Raw genomic sequence first — 22975 nt, forward strand, 5'->3', positions numbered from 1 at the left:
AGATGCCCGTTCCGACTACAAGCCTACCAAAAAGATTAAACTCTTGACAATTGGTGTCGGTTTATTCATTTATCTCATTAAATTATCAATCAGCTCATCCACCCTCAAAAGTCCTTGAATAATTTGCTCTACCCTCCGCAGTTCATTTATAGGATTTAGGCTTCTAATAGTTTTCGGGGATGTAGCTGAAGTATGTGCCGCAACACCTCTTTCTTCCCCAAACGTATTCATGGTAGCCAGCCAAGCAGGATCTAAATCATCGGTATCTATTCCTATTGGCAAAAGCAACGCCAGAAGATTAGCTTCTTTGATTCCATGATTCTGGTCAATGCTTCGCTTAAAACTATTAATAGCTAAATCTATTTTTTTGTTGACTTTTATTTTTTCCGGTGGCAAAGCTTTACTTCCCTTAGTTGGAGTCAGTGTATCTGGTGGTGCTTCCATCATTTGACCAGAAAAGCCAAGCAAGCAGATTAAAGTACGGCAAGTCTTACCGTGACTATCCCAATTCTTTTTAGCATTAAGGGCTACTTCCCAAACTCTGTCCTCAAAATAAGCCTCAATTTCGGCATGAACTAAAACTCTGTAGGCAAGAGTTAAGGCTAGCTGCCGCTCGGAATATGAACCTAGAGGATTAATCTTAGGAAAAAATTGTTTTTTTAACCTATTTAACTGCTGGGTTAGAGTACGAAATCTAACTGATTTTGGCATACCTCTCAATAACTTACCTCAAACCGTTAAAGATAATATGGTTATCTACGAGTTCAGGTACATTAAACTCTACATCCAAAACCTTTAACAAAGCTTTGCCCCACAGTGAGAGACGAGTATGAGTTTCGCGAATGCTAGTTGTGCTTTTCTCAACCGCTTCTCTGAATTCGCTATTAGATGATGAACATAACTCTTTAAAAGCTTTTTGCACACCCGCCGGCTTCTTCTCAGCAGCTTCACTAATAACTGGATCTGAAAAATAAAAAACCATTACATCTAAAATAGCTCGATTAAACTTGCCTCGGTAAGTATTAGAACTACTCAACCACACACGAAATATATTTTCTTCTCCAAATATTGTAGTGGTTGTTTGCACTGCCTTTTCAAATTGGCTAACTGTATATCTGACCTCAGTTTCTTTCTCTTTCCAATCCTTGTTGAGCTTTTTGCAAGTCATATCCAGGAACACTTTAAGATTACCGCGATAATCGGATAAAAAATGATGGAATCCTACATATCGCAGTAATAATTCGACATCGCGCATCCGAGGATCGGGATTTTGGGATTTAAGTATTTTTCTTAAAGCCTGATTTTTAATTGATTCGTCATCTAAAAAATTGATGAAATCACCTGGATGCAATGCTTGCCTGAGTTCTTGGGGAGATAGCGGAGTATTTTCTACATTCAGACGGAGAAAAATTTTGTAGAGTAAACTTTCTGTATGCCAATTCCGAATCAATGTAGTACGAAGAGTTTGATTATCGAGTGCATCAAGTACAGAACTATGGAGAAGATCGTTTTTTAGATCCTCATGCGTACAACCATTGAGTTCAGGTCTAAATTCTAAGTTTTTCAAAGCAAAACTATCGTTGGGAGTTTCGCTCCTTCCATAAAATTGCAGAATCGTAAGCAAGCGTTGCTTGCCGTCAAGAACTACAAATTTTCCGCGCTTTTTCTCTTGAGAGGCCAAAACTATATCTGGAATGGGAAATCCTAGAAAAATAGATTCAATAAACCTGCTTTTGCGAGTTATATCCCAAGCATCTCGTCTTTGAAATCTTGGATTAAGTTGAATATTGTCACGAACAAGTTGATCGAGGATGGTGGCTGTAGTCCAGTCATTTCCAGCTACAATTATTTCGGAAATTTCGTCTAATACTGATTTGGGATTACCATTAGATTCAAGCTCATAATCTAGAGCTTCATCTTCTTCATCGAAGCTTACTTCTTCTTGTTTTTCTAAGAGGTTTAGTTCAGGCATGACCGCGCTCTACTGGGTAAGTTTAATTTGGATACAAATACCTAAGTATAGCAGAAGTCAGAAGCCTTAAGTTATCATAGCAGTAACTAATTTATCGATTATGAAAACGATCGCTTTTAATTTTTACGTATTTTTCAGCTAGATGGCGAATTTTTCAACTTAAACTCATCAAACTTCACCACTTCCGACTCTGGTTTCCGCGTATCAAAATAGTAGCTGCTAACCGTACCCTCCCCCGTATCAAAAATAGTAAAAGCCGTAATATCGTTGCTATCAATATACGGCAGCGGCCGCCCGTCTTCTCCCAACAAAGGCGCAACAGTCGGCACCACAGGTTCCAATCCGTTCGGGTCTCCAATAGCGCTGTAATCTTCCCGATATGCCGGCGGCACAAATCGGCGCTTTTCCCCCGCAAAAGCACCGTAACTGTTGCCAACATTAGAACTCTCCAAAAAGTGCATTCCGCTGGAACTTACAAACCGATTCCACAAGTGCGAATGTCCGTAAAATACCAACTGCACCCCCGCTGTTTCTAGTAGCGGCACTACATCCCGAATCAGATAATCTTGCTGTTTCGGATACTCGTAACGCACCATTTTAATCTCGCCATTCTCAGCGCGATCGACTATTTGCACTGGATCAGTATAAGCAGGTACAATATTGTCACCCAGAGAATGCGGCGGGTGGTGAAACATCACAATTTTATATTTTGCCTGCTGGAATTCCGCACTCTTTAACTCTTGTTGCAGCCAAGTATATTGAGCGCTGCCCTTGACAATCGGCTCAAAAATATGCTGTCCGTATCCCCATTTTTCGGGATTATTAAAATCTTCGTCCCGTTCGCGATACCTGCCTCTAGCACCTGGATCTAAATTCGGAGTCCGCCAGATATTCGTAACATACAAAGTAACTAACCGCACGTCCCCAAAAGTCACAGCATAGTAATTTTTGCCTCCCGGTAAATTGAAAATTTCGTCATAGGTATCGCTATTAAAACTATTGTTTTCTAGCCATATTTTCCGCACATAAGGGTCATTATTAGGATTCAAAGAGCCAGCACGTTGAGCGTATATTTTCTCGGCAGCGGCCCGGGGAAAAGGATCATTAAATTGGTCATCGAGTTTGCTGTTGGTTGCAAAGCGACCCATGATTTCGTGATTGCCAATGGCGGGAAATAAAGGCGCGTGTTGGATCAGTTCGCCGCCGCTGTAAACGGTTTTGATGCCGTTTTTGTCGAGTTCGGAAAATGCGCGACCTTGCAGAGCGGGAAAGAAGGCGCGGCCTCGGTAGTCGTCAAACCATTCGGAAGCGCGATCGGGTATATTAATTAAATCCCCAGCCATCAAAACCGCGTCAACTCTCCCCATTGTTTCGGCTACTTTCTGGAGATTTGCTGCTGTCATAGGCATCAATTGATGGTCGGAAGTGAGGAGGATTTTGAGCGCACTTCCTGCTGCTGGTGTCGCAGAAAGAGTGAAAACTTTGCTGCTGACAGATGCGCCGTCTTTCCTTTCGCTAGTGACTCGATAAGGAAGGCGAACACCGGGCCTTAAATTGGGGATTTCTGCTTCGTGTCGCCAGATGTCGCGGACAATTGGATTGCTGTCAATTATGCTTTGTTTGATTTCATCGGAAATGCGCGAGTCTTTGTCTTCGCGAGTGCGGCTTAGCTTGGTAGTATTTGCGGTCACAATTTGATTCAAATTTTCGCCATAAGCAACAGTGTTGCGAGTACCGGAAAACTCGGTAAACCAAACAACTCGCATCGAGTTTGCTGTTGGAAGTTGCAGAAACGGATCGGTTAAAAGCTGCGGTTTGTTAAGGTAAGATTGCATCATGAAACCTAGCAATAGGACAATCAAAATCAAAACACCAAAAAACCATGGATTGCGAGAATAACCTTGAGAAACTTCTACTTTATTGGGCAAAGGCGTTAACATAAGTCATTAGTCATTAGTTGTAGGGGGGGTTTCACCAGCCAAACAGAACTCCCCCCCAAATACATATAAACCCGCGCCGCCAACTTTAAATTTTAAACTACCAAGGTTATCAAAAAGTTAAGAAATTAGTAAAATATCTCACATCTAACAAACTTCAACCATTTTTTCACATCTTCTGATCTCTCCATTCTCTTTCTCTGCGCCCTCTGCGCCCTCTGCGGTTAATTAAAAAAAAAATCTTTCTCAAAAATAATTGAGACTTGCGATATAACCTTCTTAACACGCTTCCTTCAATCTAAAATCTAAAATCTAAAATCTAAAATCCCATGACCCGCCACCTTCTCAAAGCTAACTGCAAAACCGTACACTTGGGCGGTTTTTCTCCGAATATCGAACCTGCTTTAAGGGTGGATTCGGGCGATCGCATCGATATCGAAACCTATTCAGGATATTATGTTGCTGACAAAGCGCCGCCCGAATTTCTCACCCCCGAATTTTTAGATATTTGTCAGAATTTGCCTCCCAACCGCAAAGTTGGGCCGGGGCCCCACTTGCTGACAGGCCCGATTTATGTTAACAATGCCGAACCGGGAGACGTTTTAGAAATTCACGTTGAGGATGTTTACCCAAGTTTACCAGTAGGATTTAATGCAATTCGGCCCGGATGGGGAGCTTTACCGGAGTATTTCTCCGAACCTAAATTGCGGTTTATTCCGCTAGATTTAGAGCAAAAAACTGCTGCATTTCCCCCAGGTAGCGGCATTCGGATTCCCCTGCATCCTTTTTTTGGAATAATCGGCGTTGCCAATGCAGAAATCAACCGTTCTTCTATTCCTCCAGAGCGCTACGGAGGCAATATGGACAATCAGGAGATCCAACCAGGAACGCGGTTATTTTTACCTGTTTTTCTGCGCGGCGGTTTACTGTCCATCGGCGACGGACATTCGGCACAAGGAGACGGTGAAGTTGACGGTACTGCCATTGAAACTTCGATGAACGGGACTATTCAAATCATCTTACGCAAGGATTTATTTCTGATATTTCCGTTTGCGGAAACGCCCACTCATATTGTGATTATGGGATTTGGTAGAACATTAGATGAAGCGTTTGAGATGGCGGTAAAACAGACGGTTTATTGGCTCCAGACTTTTGCAGGTTTCAAAGAAGAAGATGCTTATGTTTTGTGTTCCCTATCGGTAAATTTTCGGATTACGCAGGCTGTCAACAATCCTCAGAAAGGAGTTCACGGAATGATGCCCAAGTGTATTTTGCCGGAGATAAAAATTATTGACCACCGAGTTTGATGTAGTATGATAACACGCGAGCGACCAAAAAATTAGGATCGCGATCGCACAAACTACACAAATTTGTCACTGCTGTGGTCGATCGGGATCGCGCTCCTGTTGACAATTAAGCTTAAAATAGATAAGTTACCAGTTCTACCTAAATCGAACTCAACATGAAAAACCAGACTGACGATGTTGCCAAAAAAGATTTAGTCGATCGAGCTTTTGAGAATACAGCAATACCCGATCCGACAGCGTGGGTGCACGAACATTATTTTCTGGCTAATTTCGCCGATACTCTGGCCCACATCCAAGAACATATGTCTGATGACAGTTGCGAAAGTGGCGAGAATGGTGACTCGGGCGAGGGGATATTATCGATCGATGCCAAAATTAGAGATATGTTGAGAGCTACTTTTAGCGACGACGGCTGGCAGTATGTCGAAAGTTTATTGTGAGTTTGGTAAAATCCATAAGTATTTGTACGTTCATAACTTTAGAGCGTAAGTTATACCAGTTTAAAAAAAGAATCCAACTTGAGCCCGGTGATCTAAACCCTTAGATCATGCGTTATTCCCAATTCTTTAATCTCAAATATCAAACCTCCAATAATATCAGTTTCCTCCCCCAACGCAGACTCGCAACTAAGAGTAGCTACGTGCATTTCCACCCCCATTTGAAGTAAATTTGACGTATTGTGATGTAGGATACTTTAGATGGGGGGGAAATTATTGTCGCTAGGGATTTCGATCGATCGCAAAAACGCCGCACTTTCTTCGGGCAAAGCAGTATTGATAAACATCCCGCTGCCCAACTCAAACCCAGCTTGCTTGGTGACTCTGGGAACAATTGCGATATACCAGTGAAAGTATTTTGTGGCCCGTTGGGCGCTCGGCACCGATCGAATATTATAGTTGTAATCGGGATTGTTCAATCCGTAATAAAGCTTAGCCAGTACAGTTTTCAAAGTATCAGCAAGATCCGTAATTTCCACCTCAGTAATTTCATCAAATGAAGAGGAATGTCGGCGCGGAAAAATCCAAGTGTGAAACGGTGAAAGTGCAGCGTAAGGGATAAAAGCCACAAAATGTTCACTCTCACAAATCACTCTTTCTTTCGCCGCTAATTCATCTTCCAAAGTCCGGCAAAAGAGGCATTCTCCCGTGTCGTCAAAATATCTAATAGCTTCGTCTATACGGCTGCGAAATTGGCTGGGTACAACGGGCGTCGCTGCTATCTGCGAGTGGGGGTGTTCGAGAGATGTTCCGGCAGTTTCGCCGTGATTTTTGAAGATAATAATTGTTTCAATGTGGGGATTTTTTCTAATTTCTACATAGCGCTGGCGGTATACTAAAAGTATGTTTTCAACTTCTTCAACACTCAACAAAGCTGTCGTCAAATCGTGTCGCGGATGTTCGACAATTACCTCGTGAATGCCGATTCCCGCCATCGTGCGGTGAATTCCCGATGATATCCTCATCCATTCTGCTGTCGGGGAGAGGGCGGGATATTTGTTGTGAATTGCCCTGACTTTCCAGCCAGTGCGATCGCCCAAACGGCAAGTTTCTAAGGTTCCATCTTCCTCATTTCCCACGCAAAACGGGCAATCGGCCCGGTGCGGTGGCACTGCTGCGGCTGACTTTTTTTTGTTAGCGAATTGATCCGGTCTTGTCGCCCGTTCGGTGGCGATGATTACCCAATCTCTGGTAATTAGATTTTGTCTAAGTTCAGACATTTTCTTACCTTCAGTTTCCGGGTCAAATTGTCTCTTATTTTAGATACATGATTTGTGATTTGTCATCGCTTTTTAGTAAAATCTTAATAAATCTTGATTTTTGAATTTCCGGCTTGTAGTCTGCTAGATACCCGAATTATTCAATAATTATGGTGTCTAAAGTGGGTAAAGCTAATAGCAGTTTGAACAAGTGAAAAAGCATCGTAAAATCGTTGCTCAATTCAAATCATCCGCGTGCATCAGCGCTTAAATTTTCTCACCAAGCCATTTCCTCCCCCTCGCCAACAACTCGTCCAAACTTTCGATCGGCCAAAACCGCACCTTTCCATCCGCATCACCTGTTATCAACAACTTCCCGTCTCGACTAAAACAAATACTATAAATCGGACTTTTCAACTTCACAAAATCTGCCTCACCTTTGAGCAAATTGCCCTTATAGCCGCTAAAGTTTGCAAGTAAATTACCCTGTAAGTCCCACAATTTGGCTGTCCCGTCATCTGAGGCAGTGGCGATCGTATCTCCTTTAGGGCTAAAACTGACACTATTTACCGATTTATTATGTCCGGTGAATGTTACCAAACAGTGGCCCTTCAAGTCCCACAATTTGGCAGTGCCATCATCATGTGAGGCAGTAGCGATTGCATCTCCTGTGGGGTTAAAACTGACACTATTTACCGAGTCATTATGTCCAGTAAAAGTGACCAAGCAGTTGCCTTCCAAGTCCCACAATTTGGCAGTTTTGTCATCTGAGGCAGTGGCGATCGTATCTCCTGTGGGGCTAAAACTAACACTATTTACCCAGTCATTATGTCCAATAAATGTTACCAAGCAGTTGCCTTGCAAATTCAACAATTTGGCGGTCTTATCCAATGAAGCAGTAGCGATAGTATTTCCATTCGGGCTAAAACTGACACTATTTACTAAGTCATTATGGGTGAATGTTACCAAGCAGTTGCCCTGCAAGTCCCACAATTTGGCGGTTTTGTCATCTGAGGCAGTGGCGATCGTATCTCCTGTGGGGCTAAAACTAACACTATTTACCCAGCCATCATGTCCGGTGAAAGTTTTCAAGCGGTTGCCCTGCAAGTCCCACAATTTGACTATGCCGTCATGTGAAACAGTAATGATCGCATTTTCTTTGGGGCTAAAACAGACACTTTTTACTGAGTTATTATGTCCGCTAAAAGTCGTCAAGCGGTTGCCCTGCAAGTCCCACAATTTGACTATACCGTCATGTGAGGCAGTAGCGATCGCATCTCCTGTAGGGCTAAAACAGACACTTTTTACTGAGTTATTATGTCCGCTAAAAGTCGTCAAGCAGTTGCCATGCAAGTCCCACAATTTGGCCGTGCCGTCAGATGAGGCAGTAGCTATCGCATCTCCTGTGGGGCTAAAACTGACACTATTTAACGATTTCTGATGTCCCGTGAATATTACCAAGCATTGGCCCTGCAAGTCCCACAATTTGGCCATGTTGTCATCTGAGGCAGTAATAATCGCATCTCCTTTGGGGCTACAATTGACACTATTTACCGATTTATTATGTCCGGTGAAAGTTTTCAAGCATTTGCCCTGCAAGTCATCCCACAATTTGACTGTGCCGTCATTTGAGGCAGTAGCGATCGCATCTCCATTCGGACTAAAACTAACGCTATTTACCCCGCCATCATGTCCGGTGAAAGTTTTCAAGCAGTTGCCCTGCAAGTTCCACAATTTGACTGTGCCGTCATTTGAGGCAGTAGCGATCACATTTCCAGTCGGGTTAAAACTGACACTGTTTACTGATTTCTTATGTCCGGTGAATGTTTTTAAGCATTTGCCATGCAAGTCCCACAATTTGGCTGTTTTGTCAGATGAGGCAGTAGCGATCGCATTTCCAGTCGGGTTAAAACTGACACTGTTTACTGATTTCTTATGTCCGGTGAATGTTGCCAAGCAATTGCTCTGTAAGTCCCACAATTTGACTGTGCCGTCATTTGAGGCAGTAGCGATCGCATCTCCAGTCGGGCTAAAACTGACACTTTGGATCAATTTATTATGTCCCGCAAATAGGCATTTATTGCGGATTTTAGAAAGAATTATTTGCAAAACTAACAGAGGATTGGTAACGGGATATTCGGAAACCGGGGGATTATCTGGTATCCACTTTTTTAAATCTTCTCCTGCTTTGATAGCTGCCCGTAAGGCTTCTATTTGCTTTCCCTTAGACTGAAAAAAATTTAACGCCATGCGTGCAGCTTCATCAATTTTTATAATTTCTCTAAATTGTCTGCGAACTTCTTTTAATAATTTATTAGATGTCCTCAGTTCTTGACGTTCATCATCTCGACAGGCATCTAAAAAATCATTGTCCTCATCGCTTAAACGTTTCCCCACTTTCCACTGCAACGCATCATCCAACGCTTGACCGTGCAACAGTCGGGAAGTATCTTGACGATTTGAGGCGATCCAAGCGGCGAAATTTTCTTGGTAGGGGCGGAGTTTCGCTAATTCTTGCTGTACCCAATCGAGGTCGAAAATAGCTGCGTATATGGGGTTATAAACTTGTAGATATCCGTTGCGTTTGACGACCAATCCTGAAAGTTGTAACCTTCTTTGATCCAGACTATTATCAGCACAAATTTTATGCTCCGCGTCCGTCAGTATTTGCTGATAAATACCCAGCAGTAGCGCCGTGCGGTCTTGATAGTCAAGCAGCAAGCGATCTCTAATTGTCTTTAAATGTTCTAGTTCATCATTCGCTTCCCAATTCTCAATGACATACTTTTGCACTAAAGCTTTCACATCAGAAATCCCACGGGCAGATTGATATACCATCAGTCGGCAGAGTCTTTGCATCAAAAAAGGTTGCCCCTTTGTCCAATGAAAAACCTCAGCTAATATCTCCTCTGATATTTCCTGCGCTCGCTCTCCCATTAAGCCAGGAATTAAAGCAGGTCGAGCTTCCTCAAAAGTAAAGCCTGTTAAATCAATAGCCTTACCAATATTAAAAGGTGTGCGGTCTTTATCGCGAATCAAATCTGCTGGCGTGGCAACTCCCAAAAGACAAAAAGCAAGGCGCTCAAATTCAGAATTAATCGCTCTTTTGTTATAGCAAGCGCGGATTAAAAGAAAAAAATCATCTTTCCAGCCCAGATTTAAAATCGAATCAATTTCATCAATAAAAATAACAATGTTTTGCGAAATCTCTGTCAATAAAACATCTTCAATAAACTGACTCAATCGCTGAGACGGCGACAACAATTGTCGCTGCTGCCACCAACTATCAGCATCCACCTTTCTGGAGAGTGTTCCACCTCGAACCAACTCAGAAATAATCCCAAAATACCAGTAGTCTGAAGTTTTGCTACCGATATCTGTTAAATCGATCGCAATACATTTAAAGCCTGCTTTTTCGCGCAAGCGTTTCATCGTTTGTACTTGCAAGCTAGACTTGCCCATTTGCCTGGAGTTCAACACATAACAAAATTCTCCTGCTATCAAACTAGCATAAAGTTCGCTATCTGCCTGACGCTTAACATAGGTAGGATGTTCGTATCCTAAAGAGCCACCAACTTGATATTGATAAACGGTCATAATCTGGTTTTACCCTCGACTCTAATCTCGAAACTTTTCCACAAAATAATCCCGATATAACTGACAGCTAGGAGTGATACCATGCTGATTTTGTTTAACTAAACCCGTACTCAGTAACTTAAATTCTAGCACCTGTTCTAATTTGACCGCACTGTCTGCAAAAATAACTTGTTTGAGAGCCGCTTTGAGTTCAGAAGAATTTTGCAAGTTTGCCCAGTGTTCCTGCAAATACTGGCGGTAAATTCCCACATCTGTAGCTGCATTTTGCAAAATGTCTGCTAAAGATATATTGGGATCATTCAAATGATAAAGCGCCTTGCGTACCAGATAAGGATAACCCCCAACCATTCCCATCAATGCGCCAACTTCATCAGTTCCCCAAGATAATAGATGGCGGCTGGCTAAATCTAGAATATTTGGCTGGCTAAATTCGGTCAACTCTACTGGAAACCCGACATTAAATGGTGATTGATTAACATCTAATTGCACGTAAACATTTGTAGAATGGAGCAGCACCATTCGCAAGTTTTCCCAAATGTCTGTTTTCTTAGTTTCGTCAAACCAACTTCGTAACATACTCAGAAAGTTTCGGGCAGTTTCCTCATAAGAAAAAATACAGTCTATTTCTTCTAAAGCCAAGACTAAAGGACAATCTATAGCTTCTAAAACTTCAGTTTGAAAGTAGTTTTTGCAATTTACGAGAATTCCGCCGCGCCCCTGTAAATATTTATCGATATTAGATTCTAGTTTGAGCTGTTGGCTGATATTCAAGCAAAACCAGTGGAAAAATTTATTTAAGCTACTAAAAATTTCTGTTTCAGCATCTCTAAAATCTAAACGCACTAATCGATAATCATTTGTTTGTGCGCGTTCGATGATGCGATTTAATAGAGAAGTTTTTCCCATGAACTTGGGAGCTTTAATGCGAATCATTGATCCCCGTCCTAAAATCTGCTGATAACAGTCAGCTTCCATTCGGGAACGCTCTATATAAAACTCAGAATTTAATGGCACTGGGCCTTCTGGAACTTCTAATATTTTTCGAGGTTCAGGGGTTCTTTTCCCATATTCCTTTAATAACTCTTCACAAACTAATTCAGGTTTATGTTTTACAAATAATATAATTAACTCTTCACGTTGCGTATATCCTCCACCTGGCTCATTTTTGATATTAAATGACTGGCAAATATTGGAAATATGATCGCTGACACACGACCTCGTTACTTTTGGGGTGAGAGAGTTAGCGATTTGTTGGTCTGACTTATTTTGCAAGAACTCCTTTAGCACGGGACGCTGTTTTGTTTTAAGCTTGTCTGTATAGATAGCCTCAAACTCCTGTTTAGTCATCTTCTCCATTCCACCTCAGCCTCAAACCTGCCTAATTTCTCTTAAATTAGCATAACTTAGAGCTTTAGGATAGCTGTTCATTCAATCCCTAGTGAATTTTCACAAATTTCTCAGCCAAAAGTGATTTGTGAGTTTTTTCTCACAAACTCTTTCACAAATCCTTCAAGCGCAACTCACAATCTCTTCAAAATTTTACTTAACAACTAATTTGGGAGGCTAAATTGACGATCGCCCGCGAACACAAAAAATCCAGATATCGTAGGAAATGTAGATAGAGATTAAAAAAAATGAAACCAGAAAAACCGAATAATAGACGGAACTTTTTGAAGAAGCAGTCTAACTCAGATATCAAATGGTTCTTAGAGAAAGTTTGTGTACCCATCCTCCTAGTGACGATTCCTTTAACACCAAGTGCGATCGAACTTTTGCGGAATGAACAACCGCCAACTCCTGTACAAAAGGTTCCACCGATCGAGCACACGACTCCACCCTCACAATAATATCCGATGCGATCGCCCTTGTTAAGCCAACTGCAACTGCACATTCTGCAACTTGCAAATAGCTTTCAACACTTGCGCCAACAAGAGCGATCGCTCTTTGTCAATCAAATTCAATTCCGGTAAAATCTGATAAGTGCAAGGATTGCCCCGCGTCAGATACACAAACTGATAGTTACGTCCATTCGTCGTCAATCCCCAAACAGACGATTGCTGCTGCAAACTTTTATAAGCATAAGTCAGCAATTGCGGCAAACCGGCCCAAGGATCGATCGCACTATTTTTCGCCTCGACTACCAAAATCCAAAACTGTGCCGCCGCGAGTTCTGCATCCGGCTGATTTACCGCTAAAATATCCAAGCGCCCTTTAATTAAAGTATCCCCATCCTCAACCTCGATCGGGATGCTATCTTCCATTGTCAGCACGATCGGAATATCAAAAAATCCTGCTAATCTCATTAACGGTGAAAGCACTAAAAATTTAACGAGTTCTTCTGAAACTTTTCCGGCTGATAAGTAGCGTCGAAAGTCAGTTCTAATTTTTAATGTTTCCTGCTGTTCTAATTCTGACAGCGGTTCCAGAGAGAAAAAATCGGTGAAGGCGTCTCCTTCTCGCTCTTCCAGTTTGAGAAGGCGACGAACGTCATTTAGCGAAAGTTGGCTTGCTTCTAAATTTTGGGTCATAGCTTTCATTTAATTAAATTTTACTAACTACCTAATTATAGCTGATATAATTTACAAAAAAGTACACTTTAAAAAAAGTTAGCACAATAATTACTAAAAGTAATCAAGCATTAAATAGGCTAAAAAATCCTATTCATCTGCGTTAATCGGCCTTCATCGGCGAGCAAAAAAAGAACTACCTCTCAACCTCTTACAAAATTTCCCAAAGTCTTAAGGAAAATAAACATACTTTTGCCCCAAGTTATGCAAACAATAGTTAAAAAGACTAACCGAAGCTAAAGTTAAAAGCAATGTCACAAGATACGATCGAATCAATTCTGCATGAAAAACGCCTATTTCAGCCGCCCGCTGAATTCTCCCAAAAAGCTCACATCAAAAGCCTAGAAGAGTACCAAGCCCTCTACGACAAAGCCAAAGCTGACCCCCAAGCATTCTGGGCAGAACTCGCCACCCAAGAATTGCACTGGTTCCAAAACTGGGATACCGTGCTCGACTGGCAACCGCCTTTTGCTAAATGGTTTGTCAACGGTAAAATTAATATTTCTTACAATTGTCTGGACAGACACTTAACCACTTGGCGCAAAAATAAAGCCGCCCTGATTTGGGAAGGCGAACCCGGAGACTCCCGCACCCTCACCTACGCGCAACTCCACCGCGAAGTCTGCCAAATGGCGAACGTCATCAAAGAATTGGGAGTTCAAAAGGGCGATCGCGTCGGCATTTATATGCCCATGATTCCCGAAGCTGCGATCGCCATGCTAGCCTGCGCCAGAATCGGTGCAGTACACAGCGTTGTTTTTGGCGGTTTTAGTGCAGAAGCTTTGCGCGATCGCCTCAACGACGGCCAAGCAAAACTCGTCATCACCGCTGACGGAGGCTTCCGCAAAGATGCAGCAGTCGGCCTCAAAACACAAGTAGACAAAGCATTAGCAAATGATGCCGTACCCAGCGTTACCAACGTTCTGGTAGTTCAGCGCACCAAACAGCAAATTGACATGGAACCAGGGCGCGATCGCTGGTGGCATGAATTGCAAAAAGGTGCATCCGCTGACTGTCCGGCCGAACCGATGGATAGCGAAGATTTGCTGTTCATTCTTTACACTTCTGGAAGTACCGGAAAACCCAAAGGAGTCGTCCATACAACCGGTGGTTATAACCTTTATACCCACATGACAACCAAGTGGATATTCGACCTTCAAGATACCGATGTCTACTGGTGTACTGCTGATGTAGGCTGGATTACCGGACACAGTTACATAGTCTACGGGCCACTGTCCAACGGTGCGACAACTTTAATGTATGAAGGTGCTCCTCGCCCTTCTAATCCCGGCTGTTTTTGGGATGTAATTGAAAGATACGGCGTCACAGTTTTCTACACTGCACCCACCGCAATTCGCACCTTTATGAAAATGGGTGAACCATTGCCAAATGCCAGAAATTTGTCCTCTTTGCGATTGTTAGGAACCGTCGGCGAACCGATAAATCCCGAAGCTTGGATGTGGTATCAGCGCGTAATTGGCAACTCGAATTGTCCGATCGTCGATACTTGGTGGCAAACAGAAACCGGGGGAATTATGATTACCGCTTTGCCCGGTGCAATTCCTACAAAACCCGGTTCTGCAACCCTACCGTTCCCCGGAATTGTAGCCGATGTTGTTGACCAAGATGGCGAACCAGTCACTAACGAAAGCGGCGGTTATTTAGTGGTGAAGCATCCTTGGCCGGGAATGATGCGTACACTTTACAACGATCCCGATCGCTTCCGCCGCACTTATTGGGAATATTTGCACCCGAAAGATGGCGAATTCGTGTACTTTGCTGGAGACGGCGCGCACCAGGACAAAGACGGTTATTTCTGGGTAATGGGCCGCGTTGACGATGTAATAAATGTGGCCGGACACCGACTCGGCACAATGGAAGTCGAGTCAGCTTTGGTATCGCATCCAGCGGTGGCGGAAGCTGCGGTTGTTGGTAAACCCGACGAGATTAAAGGTGAGGAAATTGTGGCTTTTGTCACGCTGGACAACTCGCAGCAACCTAGCGATGAATTGGCTAAGGAATTGAAGCAGCACGTTGTTAAGGAAATTGGGGCGATCGCCCGTCCCGGCGAAATTCGATTTACCGATGCTTTGCCGAAAACGCGAAGCGGCAAAATCATGCGCCGGTTGCTGCGTTCTTTAGCTGCGGGAGAAGAGGTTTCTGGGGATACTTCCACTTTGGAAGACCGGACGGTTTTGGATAAGTTGCGGGGAGGTTCGTAGGGGTATTTTGCAACCGCAGATGTAGGCAGATAAACGCAGATGAACGCAGATAAGATTACATCTGCATTCATCTGCGGTTTAATTGTTAATTTGCTTATTTGCCGCGCCACAGATGAACGGCATCGGCGTTAATTTCAGACCTTACCTGTAGCCAATCCTCCAGCAAGTAGTCATCATCAACTGCTTGCTTGTGCTGTTCGTCTTTGAGAATTGCCAAGACGTGAACTCCAGACGGATAGTTGACATGACGAATTTCTGGGTCATATCCCAAGTCTTGAATTTTTGCCAGAACGCGATCGACAGCACCGGCAACAGTCAGATCGACGGCCAGAATAATTTGACCGAATTTAGCACCTGGTTTTACACATTCCAGAACAGCCATTGTTTGAGTCGATGGGAGGTATTATCCTCCGCACCTCTCAGTTAGATCCCGACGTGCTGGTTTCCCCGCATCCGGCTCCCGATGTTCTTGGCTTGCGCCTTTGCTCATGTGTAGACAATCGTGGCAACTTTCGTGAACCGCTAGAAGGTTGTTTATTTTCCAATTACTGTGGCAACCATCTACGTGATGCAGATGTACCTTTTCATCGCCTAGCATTTTTAGACCACATTTCCCACATTTATGGTTTTGCCGTTTTAAAGCTCTAGAGGTTTCGCCGTTGTAAAGCTTGCTATTACGCTCGCTCCAGTAGGCTATATCTCCGTCGTAAGGTGATTTTTCCCCTTTGATTTTGACGAATTTATTTTCGGAGTAAGGAACCGTCGGGAATGCTTTATCCAGCAGTTTTTTGCTGGTGTCGCGAGATTGTTTCGATTCCTTATTGAATACCTTGAAGGCTCTTTTTTGGATAAACCACAGTGATAACCGTGACCCTTCCAACTTACAGTAGCGATGGTAATTTCTCCAGCCTCTAACTACAGGGGCTAATTTCTCAGCTTTGACTGTAGCACCATAATTCGGGTTGTTAACTATGTGTTTTACCTTCTGACGGAACACTTTAAAATTGTCCGCTGATGGGACGCATCTAAATTTCCCGTTGTTTTGCACTTTGAAATGCCAACCGAGGAAGTCAAACCCATCTGTCGCAGCCGTTAGCTTGGTTTTCTTTTCACTAACCTTCATACCTCGTTCTGCCAGAAATTCGCTGACTTTATCAAGTATTGCCAGTGCGTCATCTTTGGGCTTCAGAATTATTACCATGTCGTCCGCGTAACGGACTGATTGATGTATTCCTTCGATCCCATTGAGAGCGATATTGGCTAGTAATGGACTTACCACGCCCCCTTGCGGGGTTCCTTGTTCTGGAAATTCTGGATTGACTCCTGATTTTAGACAGCGGAATATTCCGGTCTTGATGCCCCTTGGGGCGATGAGTCGTTCCATTATGCTCGCGCGTGCTTATCTTGTCAAAGCATTTTTCGATATCGAGCTCGATAACCCGTTTCTCTATTCCGTTGCTCTTAGAGCGTAGGTTGTCGAACAGAGTTTTCTGCGCGTCATGCGCCGACCTTCCTGTTCTAAACCCATAACTCCGGGCGTGGAAGGTTGCTTCGTGTGCTGGCTCTAGCGCGTATTTTGCGAGGCATTGCCACGCTCTATCGGCGATAGTCGGTATCTTAAGGAGGCGGGTACTCCCATCCTTTTTAGGGATTGGTATTGAGCGCAACTTCTGATGTTTCCAGTTGTTGCTTTTGGCTCTGAGTTCTTCACTCAGTGCGAACCTTTCCTCAAATGTGAGTGAGGCTTTTCCGTCGATTCCCGCAGTCTTTTTGCCAGCATTCAGTTGCGTTACTTGACGTATCGCCAACATTCTTGCAGCCCGAGATTTCAGAATTAGCTTTTGGAGGGACTTCGCTTTCGGCTTGTCTCCAACCTGAATCGCTTTAAACACTCGTTTTTGTAGGCGAAATAAGTCCCTTCGGAATTTCTTCCAAGGTAACGTCTTCCAAGATTCACTAACATTGCTGCTGTGTCTAATCATGCGCTGCTCTAACTTATGTTTTCTGAACACCTCAGACCAATTACGGTCTGTCCTACCCGAACTAAGGGGATTCCGCTGCTCGTCTAGCCTACGAAAGGGTTCGACTTCCCCTTGACCCTTAGTCCGTTTTTCTTCGTTCCCTCGGTTAGATTGATTGTTCCTTTAGGTGGAGCCAATTTAACTACTGGATTCCCAGGACTCTTGCCGATATTAAATGTACAATTCGGCGGGAATAAGCTCCAGTGAAGTCGGGATTTTTGGTCTGTGACCCGCTTAGGAGTAAGTTACTTTTCTAGGCTCTGTTTCACCATTGGAACTCCCCATTAGCGCCAGTGTCACCCCACGTTGGGTGTCTGGTTGCGCCCTGTTCCCAGCTTCACTCTCCAAGAATCGAGCTTGGTCGGTGTGGGCAGATAGGGAGTCATGCCTGAGTCTGACAGAAGGGACTTGCACCCTTATCATACCGAGAGTTCAGCCTTGTGGCTGGAAACGTTATGTACGGGCTTTTACCGTGATTCACGTTCCAACGAATCGCACACTCTTTCTCCTTGTAGTTGCAACGGTACACTTGAGGGCGATTTTCGACTTTTCCGGGTTGAGTTACAGATTCTAATTCAACTCGGTAGCGATCGGCTCGTTTTTGGCACTCCTGTTTCGCTTGCTTGGGGTTATCCGCTAAAATCGGCTCGTCTCAGCGTTCTGGTTCTTTTTCTGGATCTTGAATCATAATTAAATTGCTCCTTTGTTGGACGTTCAACTTCGGGGAAGTCGTCTTGGCATGGTGCGGCAACATTCTGCCAAGGCGCATTTATCTGCTATAATTGTACTGCATTTTTCAGTATAATTGCAGTATGAGTAACAATGTTAAAGTTCTAACCATTCGACTGCCTGAAATCGAAATGCTTCGGCTGGAAGCTTATTGCGCGAACAGCGGTCGAACAAAGACCGATGTGATTCGCGAATATATTAGGAGCTTGGAAGGTGAAACTCGATCGCTCCACAAAAATTAATTGATAATCGATGAATTATTTGGCTCATCTATTCTTATCAAAAGGCACGCCAGAATCCCTGATTGGCAATCTCTTAGGAGATTTTGTCAAAGGTTCGGCAGTCAACCTATATCCCGAGGAAATTAGAAAGGGCATCGATTTGCACCGCAAAGTAGATAGCTACACGGACACTCACCCCATAGTGCGATCGAGTAAAAGCCTTGTTTGCGGCGATAGACGCAGGTTTGCTGGAGTTTTGATTGACGTGTTTTACGACCACTTCTTGGCTAAAAATTGGCTGGAATATTCAGAAATTCCGCTCCGCGATTTTTCTCAGGATGTCTATAAAATCCTGCAAGACAACCGCGATATATTACCTGAGTCTCTCCAGCGGGTGCTGCCAACAATAATTGCCCGCGACTTGCTTTCATCTTATCAGGAAATTGCCGAAATCGGCATCACTCTTACAAGAATGTCGGCGCGACTCAAACGGACAAACAACTTGGCAAGCGGCATAGAAGATTTGACCGCTAACTATCAGCGATTAGAATCAGATTTTCGAGATTTTTTCCCCGAGTTGATAAAATACGCCACAGTTGACAAATATTAATACAAACAACAAAAATTACAGTTGCTCTTGATAACGAACTCGTGTATGATTCAACCGATATCTGCATGAAATCTCAAGTGCAACAGGGTTGAAAATATGGCAACCAGAATTCCGAACTTGCAAATAACTAAAGTAGTTGACGGCGACAGCATCAAAATTTCTCTCAACGGCAAAACCGAATCTCTGCGCCTGATTTGCGTCGATACAGAAGAAAGTCATTCGGGAGGTTCCAAACCTGTAACTGCGGCGGGGAAAGCAGCTTCGGAAATGGCTAAAAAATACTTCGCCACAGCAGATGGCGGACTTGCTCAAATTGACATAGAATTTGATACAGATGACCCGATAGAAATTGCGGTGGAAAAACACCGCGATAACTACGGCCGCCTCCTTTGTTATGTGCATAAAGACGGAGAAAATTACAATCTGAAACTGATTGCAGAAGGCTGGAGTCCCTACTTTGTAAAATACGGCCGCTCCCGATTATATCACCGCCAAATGACTGAGGCAGAATCGGCGGCAAAAGCTTACAATCTGATGATTTGGAATCCGATTATCAATGCCAAAATTCCCTCTCGCAACTATGCTAATTTACTGCCTTGGTGGTCGATGCGAGCCTCGATTGTTGAAGAGTTTCGGTTGTCGGAAGCAACGGCAGGAGCGCTTTCTTTGAGGTTGCACTACCCGAAAATATTAGCTGCTTCTGAGAAAGCTAAATCTATAACTATTTTCTGCGATTTGCAGGCGGGAATTACTAAATGGATCGGTGGCAGCGCTCTAATTTATGCTGGTTCGGTGTATCATAAATTAGATTTGTGGATACCAGATGCTGAAACTGATGAAATGGCTCCCTTGAAGCGGCTAATCGAGAAGCGTTATGCGGGTGTGGGACGGGGATATGTGTATGTCAGCGGGAAGGTAGAACAGTACAAAGGGAAGCCTCAAATTGTTTTGAGGGATATCAAACAACTTTCTGATTTTCCCCGATAATATTTAAACTAGAGTTAATTTCATCAATCATTTTTACTGCATATAATGTTCTTCGGAAGTACGATCGCACAAATAGAGGGCTATCCTAAAAAAGATCGCCCTCAATTCAGCCATGATATTCTATTTATCCAGAGATGCAGGAACATTTATTGCTGCATTGAAGGAGTATCAAAAAATCGACATCCTAATGGATTTGTGCGTGCAGATTGATTTGGAGGAGTTGTTATAGGAGGACGAGAGTTAGGAGGTGTGCTATTCAATTCTGAGACGGTAAAAGATTTAGAAATAGTAGGATTTTTCCAGAGAGCGTTCGCAGAAGTGTTAGCAAAATTTGGTGACTGGGTACTTGTGATATCCGGTGTTTCAGTTACATTTGTCTGCGATTTGACTGTCGTTTGTGCGTGACATGGATAGGCAGTCATAACAGAAATTACAGCCAAGCTCAGAAACCCAACATAGCCCGTTGATTTAATCATATTTATCTAAACCTAAACTTAAAGAACTATTAGTAATGCTCCTAATAATAGATTAAGTTAGGAAAACTTATATTTCAAGCGTGTTTCTGCGTATTTTTTTAAACTTAATAATTAGGTATGTGTATGTAGGAAAGAAAGATATAAACGGGGAAATTACTACTAAATGTAAAGCTTTAGTAAAGATAGCGGGTTTTTACTGAGAAAAAATCTTAGGACATCCCGCTGGGGTTTTAATATGACTGTCTGCTGACGGAAAAACACCTTTCTCGCTGAACAGGCATCCTGCCTGTTCCACAAAATTAAATTTTCTTGTGGGCCGTTCCTCCGGGCCGAGTTCACCAAAATTGTTTGCAATTCGCGATTTACTAAACCCGGCCCCACAGGATTAAACTCTTAAAAGGAGAATGAAGTTCTCAGTACACCAACTGAGATCGGGTCGCTATCGGGAGTATGACCGGGTTGAAAAATCAAGATTAATCCAGGGGTGACGCTGATATTATCATTCACCTGCCAGCGGTAGAATACCTCTACATGAGTAGTCGTTCCGGGTTGCCCGCCCGATCGCCCTAAACCCGTATCTAAAAAATCAGGAACGTTATTGCCTGTAGGTAAATTGCTGCTGACAATTTTAGGCGGTTGCCCGATATAAATTCCTCCTAAATTTCCGGCTTTAAACAAATCGGGAAAATTTACAAAAACCATATAATTTGTAGTGGCTACCGTACCAGATTTACCAGGAATGCGAGAATTTGTATAACCAGCCCAACCTCCCATAGAAACTCGCGATGAAATGCGCCAATTTAAACTTGATCCAACTGCATTTGTTTCCAGAGATGCGGACTTATTTGTGTTAGGATTAATAGCAGTTAATTGGCTATCCCCTGCCAAACTAATCAGATTACCGTTCGGCGAATAATCGTTAACGTAATAGATAGTAAAATCAACGGGATCGGCTGGTGTCAGAGTTAGTTGTACACCCAAGGTATTGTGTCCTGTAGACCCATTAGAACTGACAAAAAATCCGGGAATGTTAGTAGAATAAACTGCTTGCAAACTGGCTCGCTTCGCAAATTGCCAGTCAAGGCCGATGCCGCCTAAACCCAAACCAGTGTTCAAAATTGGGTTTCTTTGGGCGAAGGCAGAAAGGGGGCCGGAAGCTGCACTTTCTGCCCGATTCGGCCCTCGAAAAGCGGTAATCATGTTAACTCCTGCTGTTCCTGCAAACACTGCCAATTTGTCCCCGACCAGAAAGCGGTAGTTGAGGTCGCTGAGAGTTAATCCAGAAGTTTCGGCTAAATTATAAGCAAGGTTTACGTCTTCGGTTAATTGTGGTGAAGTGCCTCCGTTCTGGTTGTAAAAACCGATTAATAAGTTACTGCGAGGACTAAATTGAGTGGTTAAGTAGAATTGATTTAGGTTAATGGTGTTGACATTTGTACCGGGGTCTTTGGTATCTCTTTTGCCGTCTCTGGGAGTCCGATCAGCACGGTTGGCAGTGCGCCCTTGTATCCCAAAAATTGTAAATCCCGACAGCTTAGTTGTGGTCGAAAATTGATTGGCTTCTAGTTCGCTAGTTCGCGCTTCTAGCACATCCACTCTGCCTCGCATTGTGGCAATTTCTGCGGCAAATTCTTCTTGCAATTTTTGCAGTTTTATTAAGTCGTCTCGCTTAGCTAGACTTTCAGTTGATTTGGCGATGGACTCGCGGATTTTATCTAAACAAGCATTGACTCCGGCTGCAAATTCATAGCGGGTTATAGCGCGGTTTCCACGATAGGTTCCGTCGGGGTATCCAGCTATGCAGCCGTATTTTTCTACTAAGGATTGCAGGGCTTGAAATGCCCAGTCTGTGGGCTGTACGTCGCTGAGTTGGGAAACTGATGTAACTTGTTCTATTGAGTTTTCAGCAGGGTAAACTAATGGGGGATTTTCTAATTTATTTTCTTCAACTAACGGAGGTATTTCTGCCGGCTGGGTTTCGCTGGCTTCGGATATGTGAGTTTCTCTCTCACTCGCGATAGGTACAGGCGGCTCCGATGTGGGGTTTATCGGTGAAATTACATCTACATTGTGAGAAGCTTCGAGGGATTGTCGATCGAGATTACGATCAAAATTATCCGCTAGATTATTTGTCGGTGCGGGTAATTGATACCATTCATTAACTGGATGTTCTGAATTTTCACTATTTGCTGTTGTTTCAGGATCTGTCGTTTCTGCTAAGGCTGGAATGCTGAATAATGCCTGCAATCCGAATCCTAGTATTAAGCTGCTAAGGATTTTCCAAATTTGTCGATCGCACTTATGATTTTTCATATTATTTATACTTTGTGAGTTTAAGACCAAAAAAGTGAGAAAAAGCGCGATTCCCGACGGGATAGCTACGCACGCGCGTACTATTTGAGATGAAGGGCGATCGTAAATTCCATTCCTTCTCCCAAAACCGAGGAACAAGTCAAACTGCCGCCCTCGGTTTCTTCCCCTATGTGACGCCTGATTGACTATCCGGTTCCCGTTTTTTATAACAGATTTTGTAATGAAGGAAAAATCAAAAATCTGCGATATTATTTCCTCAGACATTCCTGTGCCCTTGTCTTTAATTTTAATCAAAAAATCTCGCTCTCGGTCGGATAGTT

General features: G+C 43.3%; 18 protein-coding genes and 1 pseudogene. 8 read left to right on the forward strand and 11 right to left on the reverse strand.

Translation table 11 applies throughout. From position 1 onward, the window contains the following. Positions 1 to 69: 69 nt before the first annotated feature. From QUA74_RS20285 to QUA74_RS20295, 3 genes are all read right to left on the reverse strand, one after another. Positions 70 to 711 carry a HEPN domain-containing protein gene (locus QUA74_RS20285; protein WP_333332892.1) on the reverse strand — a complete coding sequence of 214 codons (642 nt, stop codon included), beginning with the start codon at positions 709 to 711 and terminating at the stop codon, positions 70 to 72. A gap of 13 nt (positions 712 to 724) precedes the next feature. Continuing rightward, a complete protein-coding gene (locus tag QUA74_RS20290; protein ID WP_333332894.1) occupies positions 725 to 1972 on the reverse strand; it encodes a DUF262 domain-containing protein in 1248 nt (415 codons plus the stop codon). Between the two features lie 134 nt (positions 1973 to 2106). Then, positions 2107 to 3912 (reverse strand): metallophosphoesterase family protein, encoded by a 1806-nt coding sequence (locus QUA74_RS20295; protein WP_333332896.1) that lies wholly within the window; start codon positions 3910 to 3912, stop codon positions 2107 to 2109. A 326-nt stretch (positions 3913 to 4238) separates the two neighbouring features. On the opposite strand from QUA74_RS20295, the gene QUA74_RS20300 reads away from it, so the two are divergent. Together QUA74_RS20300 and QUA74_RS20305 are read left to right on the forward strand one after the other, a co-directional pair. Continuing rightward, the gene (locus QUA74_RS20300; RefSeq protein WP_333332897.1) at positions 4239 to 5216 is read left to right on the forward strand and encodes an acetamidase/formamidase family protein; all 978 of its coding nucleotides are present in this window, start codon (positions 4239 to 4241) and stop codon (positions 5214 to 5216) included. Between the two features lie 155 nt (positions 5217 to 5371). Next, on the forward strand, positions 5372 to 5656 hold the full coding sequence (locus QUA74_RS20305) for a hypothetical protein (protein WP_333332899.1): 285 nt from the start codon (positions 5372 to 5374) through the stop codon (positions 5654 to 5656). A gap of 254 nt (positions 5657 to 5910) precedes the next feature. Here QUA74_RS20305 and galT read toward each other — a convergent pair whose 3' ends face one another. The 3 genes from galT to QUA74_RS20320 form a co-directional block, all read right to left on the reverse strand. Beyond that, entirely contained in the window at positions 5911 to 6933 is a 1023-nt protein-coding gene (gene galT / locus QUA74_RS20310) for a galactose-1-phosphate uridylyltransferase (protein WP_333332901.1), read from the reverse strand. Between the two features lie 246 nt (positions 6934 to 7179). After that, positions 7180 to 10509, reverse strand: a complete 3330-nt coding sequence (locus QUA74_RS20315; protein ID WP_333332903.1) for a WD40 domain-containing protein — start codon at positions 10507 to 10509, stop codon at positions 7180 to 7182. A gap of 21 nt (positions 10510 to 10530) precedes the next feature. Further along, on the reverse strand, positions 10531 to 11856 hold the full coding sequence (locus QUA74_RS20320) for an AAA-like domain-containing protein (RefSeq protein WP_333332905.1): 1326 nt from the start codon (positions 11854 to 11856) through the stop codon (positions 10531 to 10533). 287 nt (positions 11857 to 12143) lie between these two features. Between QUA74_RS20320 and QUA74_RS20325 the strand changes: the two genes are divergently transcribed. Further along, complete coding sequence (locus QUA74_RS20325; RefSeq protein ID WP_333332908.1) at positions 12144 to 12356, forward strand: hypothetical protein; 213 nt, start codon at positions 12144 to 12146, stop codon at positions 12354 to 12356. A 21-nt stretch (positions 12357 to 12377) separates the two neighbouring features. Here the strand turns inward: QUA74_RS20325 and QUA74_RS20330 are convergent, their stop codons facing one another. Then, on the reverse strand, positions 12378 to 13037 hold the full coding sequence (locus tag QUA74_RS20330; protein ID WP_333332910.1) for a restriction endonuclease subunit R: 660 nt from the start codon (positions 13035 to 13037) through the stop codon (positions 12378 to 12380). 290 nt (positions 13038 to 13327) lie between these two features. On the opposite strand from QUA74_RS20330, the gene acs reads away from it, so the two are divergent. Then, positions 13328 to 15298: an acetate--CoA ligase gene (gene acs / locus QUA74_RS20335; RefSeq protein ID WP_333332911.1), complete on the forward strand. Its 1971-nt coding sequence runs from the start codon at positions 13328 to 13330 to the stop codon at positions 15296 to 15298. Positions 15299 to 15392: 94 nt separating this feature from the next. On the opposite strand, the gene QUA74_RS20340 is transcribed toward acs, so the two are convergent. From QUA74_RS20340 to QUA74_RS20350, 3 genes and pseudogenes are all read right to left on the reverse strand, one after another. Beyond that, entirely contained in the window at positions 15393 to 15680 is a 288-nt protein-coding gene (locus QUA74_RS20340) for a hypothetical protein (RefSeq protein WP_333303486.1), read from the reverse strand. 21 nt (positions 15681 to 15701) lie between these two features. Then, a complete protein-coding gene (locus QUA74_RS20345) occupies positions 15702 to 16682 on the reverse strand; it encodes a reverse transcriptase domain-containing protein (RefSeq protein WP_333332913.1) in 981 nt (326 codons plus the stop codon). A 52-nt stretch (positions 16683 to 16734) separates the two neighbouring features. Then, positions 16735 to 17280, reverse strand: a pseudogene (locus QUA74_RS20350) (reverse transcriptase N-terminal domain-containing protein); the annotation flags it as partial. Positions 17281 to 17703: 423 nt separating this feature from the next. Between QUA74_RS20350 and QUA74_RS20355 the strand changes: the two are divergent. From QUA74_RS20355 to QUA74_RS20370, 4 genes are all read left to right on the forward strand, one after another. Continuing rightward, positions 17704 to 18009, forward strand: a complete 306-nt coding sequence (locus QUA74_RS20355; protein ID WP_333332915.1) for a hypothetical protein — start codon at positions 17704 to 17706, stop codon at positions 18007 to 18009. 122 nt (positions 18010 to 18131) lie between these two features. After that, positions 18132 to 18290, forward strand: a complete 159-nt coding sequence (locus QUA74_RS20360) for a ribbon-helix-helix protein, CopG family (protein ID WP_332952379.1) — start codon at positions 18132 to 18134, stop codon at positions 18288 to 18290. 10 nt (positions 18291 to 18300) lie between these two features. Further along, positions 18301 to 18879 carry an ACP phosphodiesterase gene (locus QUA74_RS20365; protein WP_333332917.1) on the forward strand — a complete coding sequence of 193 codons (579 nt, stop codon included), beginning with the start codon at positions 18301 to 18303 and terminating at the stop codon, positions 18877 to 18879. Positions 18880 to 18975: 96 nt separating this feature from the next. Beyond that, the gene (locus QUA74_RS20370) at positions 18976 to 19866 is read left to right on the forward strand and encodes a thermonuclease family protein (protein WP_333332919.1); all 891 of its coding nucleotides are present in this window, start codon (positions 18976 to 18978) and stop codon (positions 19864 to 19866) included. Between the two features lie 869 nt (positions 19867 to 20735). Here the strand turns inward: QUA74_RS20370 and QUA74_RS20375 are convergent. Then, positions 20736 to 22655, reverse strand: a complete 1920-nt coding sequence (locus QUA74_RS20375) for an iron uptake porin (RefSeq protein WP_333332921.1) — start codon at positions 22653 to 22655, stop codon at positions 20736 to 20738. Positions 22656 to 22975: the final 320 nt, after the last annotated feature.

It is taken from the genome of Microcoleus sp. LAD1_D3 (genome assembly GCF_036702135.1).
Taxonomy (GTDB): domain Bacteria; phylum Cyanobacteriota; class Cyanobacteriia; order Cyanobacteriales; family Microcoleaceae; genus Microcoleus.

Coding starts and splice junctions, on each gene's coding strand:
- QUA74_RS20360 (WP_332952379.1), top strand. CDS start 18,132: ATGAGTAACAATGTTAAAGTTCTAACCATTCGACTGCCTGAAATCGAA.
- acs (WP_333332911.1), top strand. CDS start 13,328: ATGTCACAAGATACGATCGAATCAATTCTGCATGAAAAACGCCTATTT.
- QUA74_RS20355 (WP_333332915.1), top strand. CDS start 17,704: ATGCCTGAGTCTGACAGAAGGGACTTGCACCCTTATCATACCGAGAGT.
- QUA74_RS20285 (WP_333332892.1), bottom strand. CDS start 711: ATGCCAAAATCAGTTAGATTTCGTACTCTAACCCAGCAGTTAAATAGG.
- galT (WP_333332901.1), bottom strand. CDS start 6,933: ATGTCTGAACTTAGACAAAATCTAATTACCAGAGATTGGGTAATCATC.
- QUA74_RS20375 (WP_333332921.1), bottom strand. CDS start 22,655: ATGAAAAATCATAAGTGCGATCGACAAATTTGGAAAATCCTTAGCAGC.
- QUA74_RS20345 (WP_333332913.1), bottom strand. CDS start 16,682: ATGGAACGACTCATCGCCCCAAGGGGCATCAAGACCGGAATATTCCGC.
- QUA74_RS20340 (WP_333303486.1), bottom strand. CDS start 15,680: ATGGCTGTTCTGGAATGTGTAAAACCAGGTGCTAAATTCGGTCAAATT.
- QUA74_RS20330 (WP_333332910.1), bottom strand. CDS start 13,037: ATGACCCAAAATTTAGAAGCAAGCCAACTTTCGCTAAATGACGTTCGT.
- QUA74_RS20300 (WP_333332897.1), top strand. CDS start 4,239: ATGACCCGCCACCTTCTCAAAGCTAACTGCAAAACCGTACACTTGGGC.
- QUA74_RS20305 (WP_333332899.1), top strand. CDS start 5,372: ATGAAAAACCAGACTGACGATGTTGCCAAAAAAGATTTAGTCGATCGA.
- QUA74_RS20370 (WP_333332919.1), top strand. CDS start 18,976: ATGGCAACCAGAATTCCGAACTTGCAAATAACTAAAGTAGTTGACGGC.
- QUA74_RS20325 (WP_333332908.1), top strand. CDS start 12,144: ATGAAACCAGAAAAACCGAATAATAGACGGAACTTTTTGAAGAAGCAG.
- QUA74_RS20295 (WP_333332896.1), bottom strand. CDS start 3,912: ATGTTAACGCCTTTGCCCAATAAAGTAGAAGTTTCTCAAGGTTATTCT.
- QUA74_RS20290 (WP_333332894.1), bottom strand. CDS start 1,972: ATGCCTGAACTAAACCTCTTAGAAAAACAAGAAGAAGTAAGCTTCGAT.
- QUA74_RS20320 (WP_333332905.1), bottom strand. CDS start 11,856: ATGACTAAACAGGAGTTTGAGGCTATCTATACAGACAAGCTTAAAACA.
- QUA74_RS20365 (WP_333332917.1), top strand. CDS start 18,301: ATGAATTATTTGGCTCATCTATTCTTATCAAAAGGCACGCCAGAATCC.
- QUA74_RS20315 (WP_333332903.1), bottom strand. CDS start 10,509: ATGACCGTTTATCAATATCAAGTTGGTGGCTCTTTAGGATACGAACAT.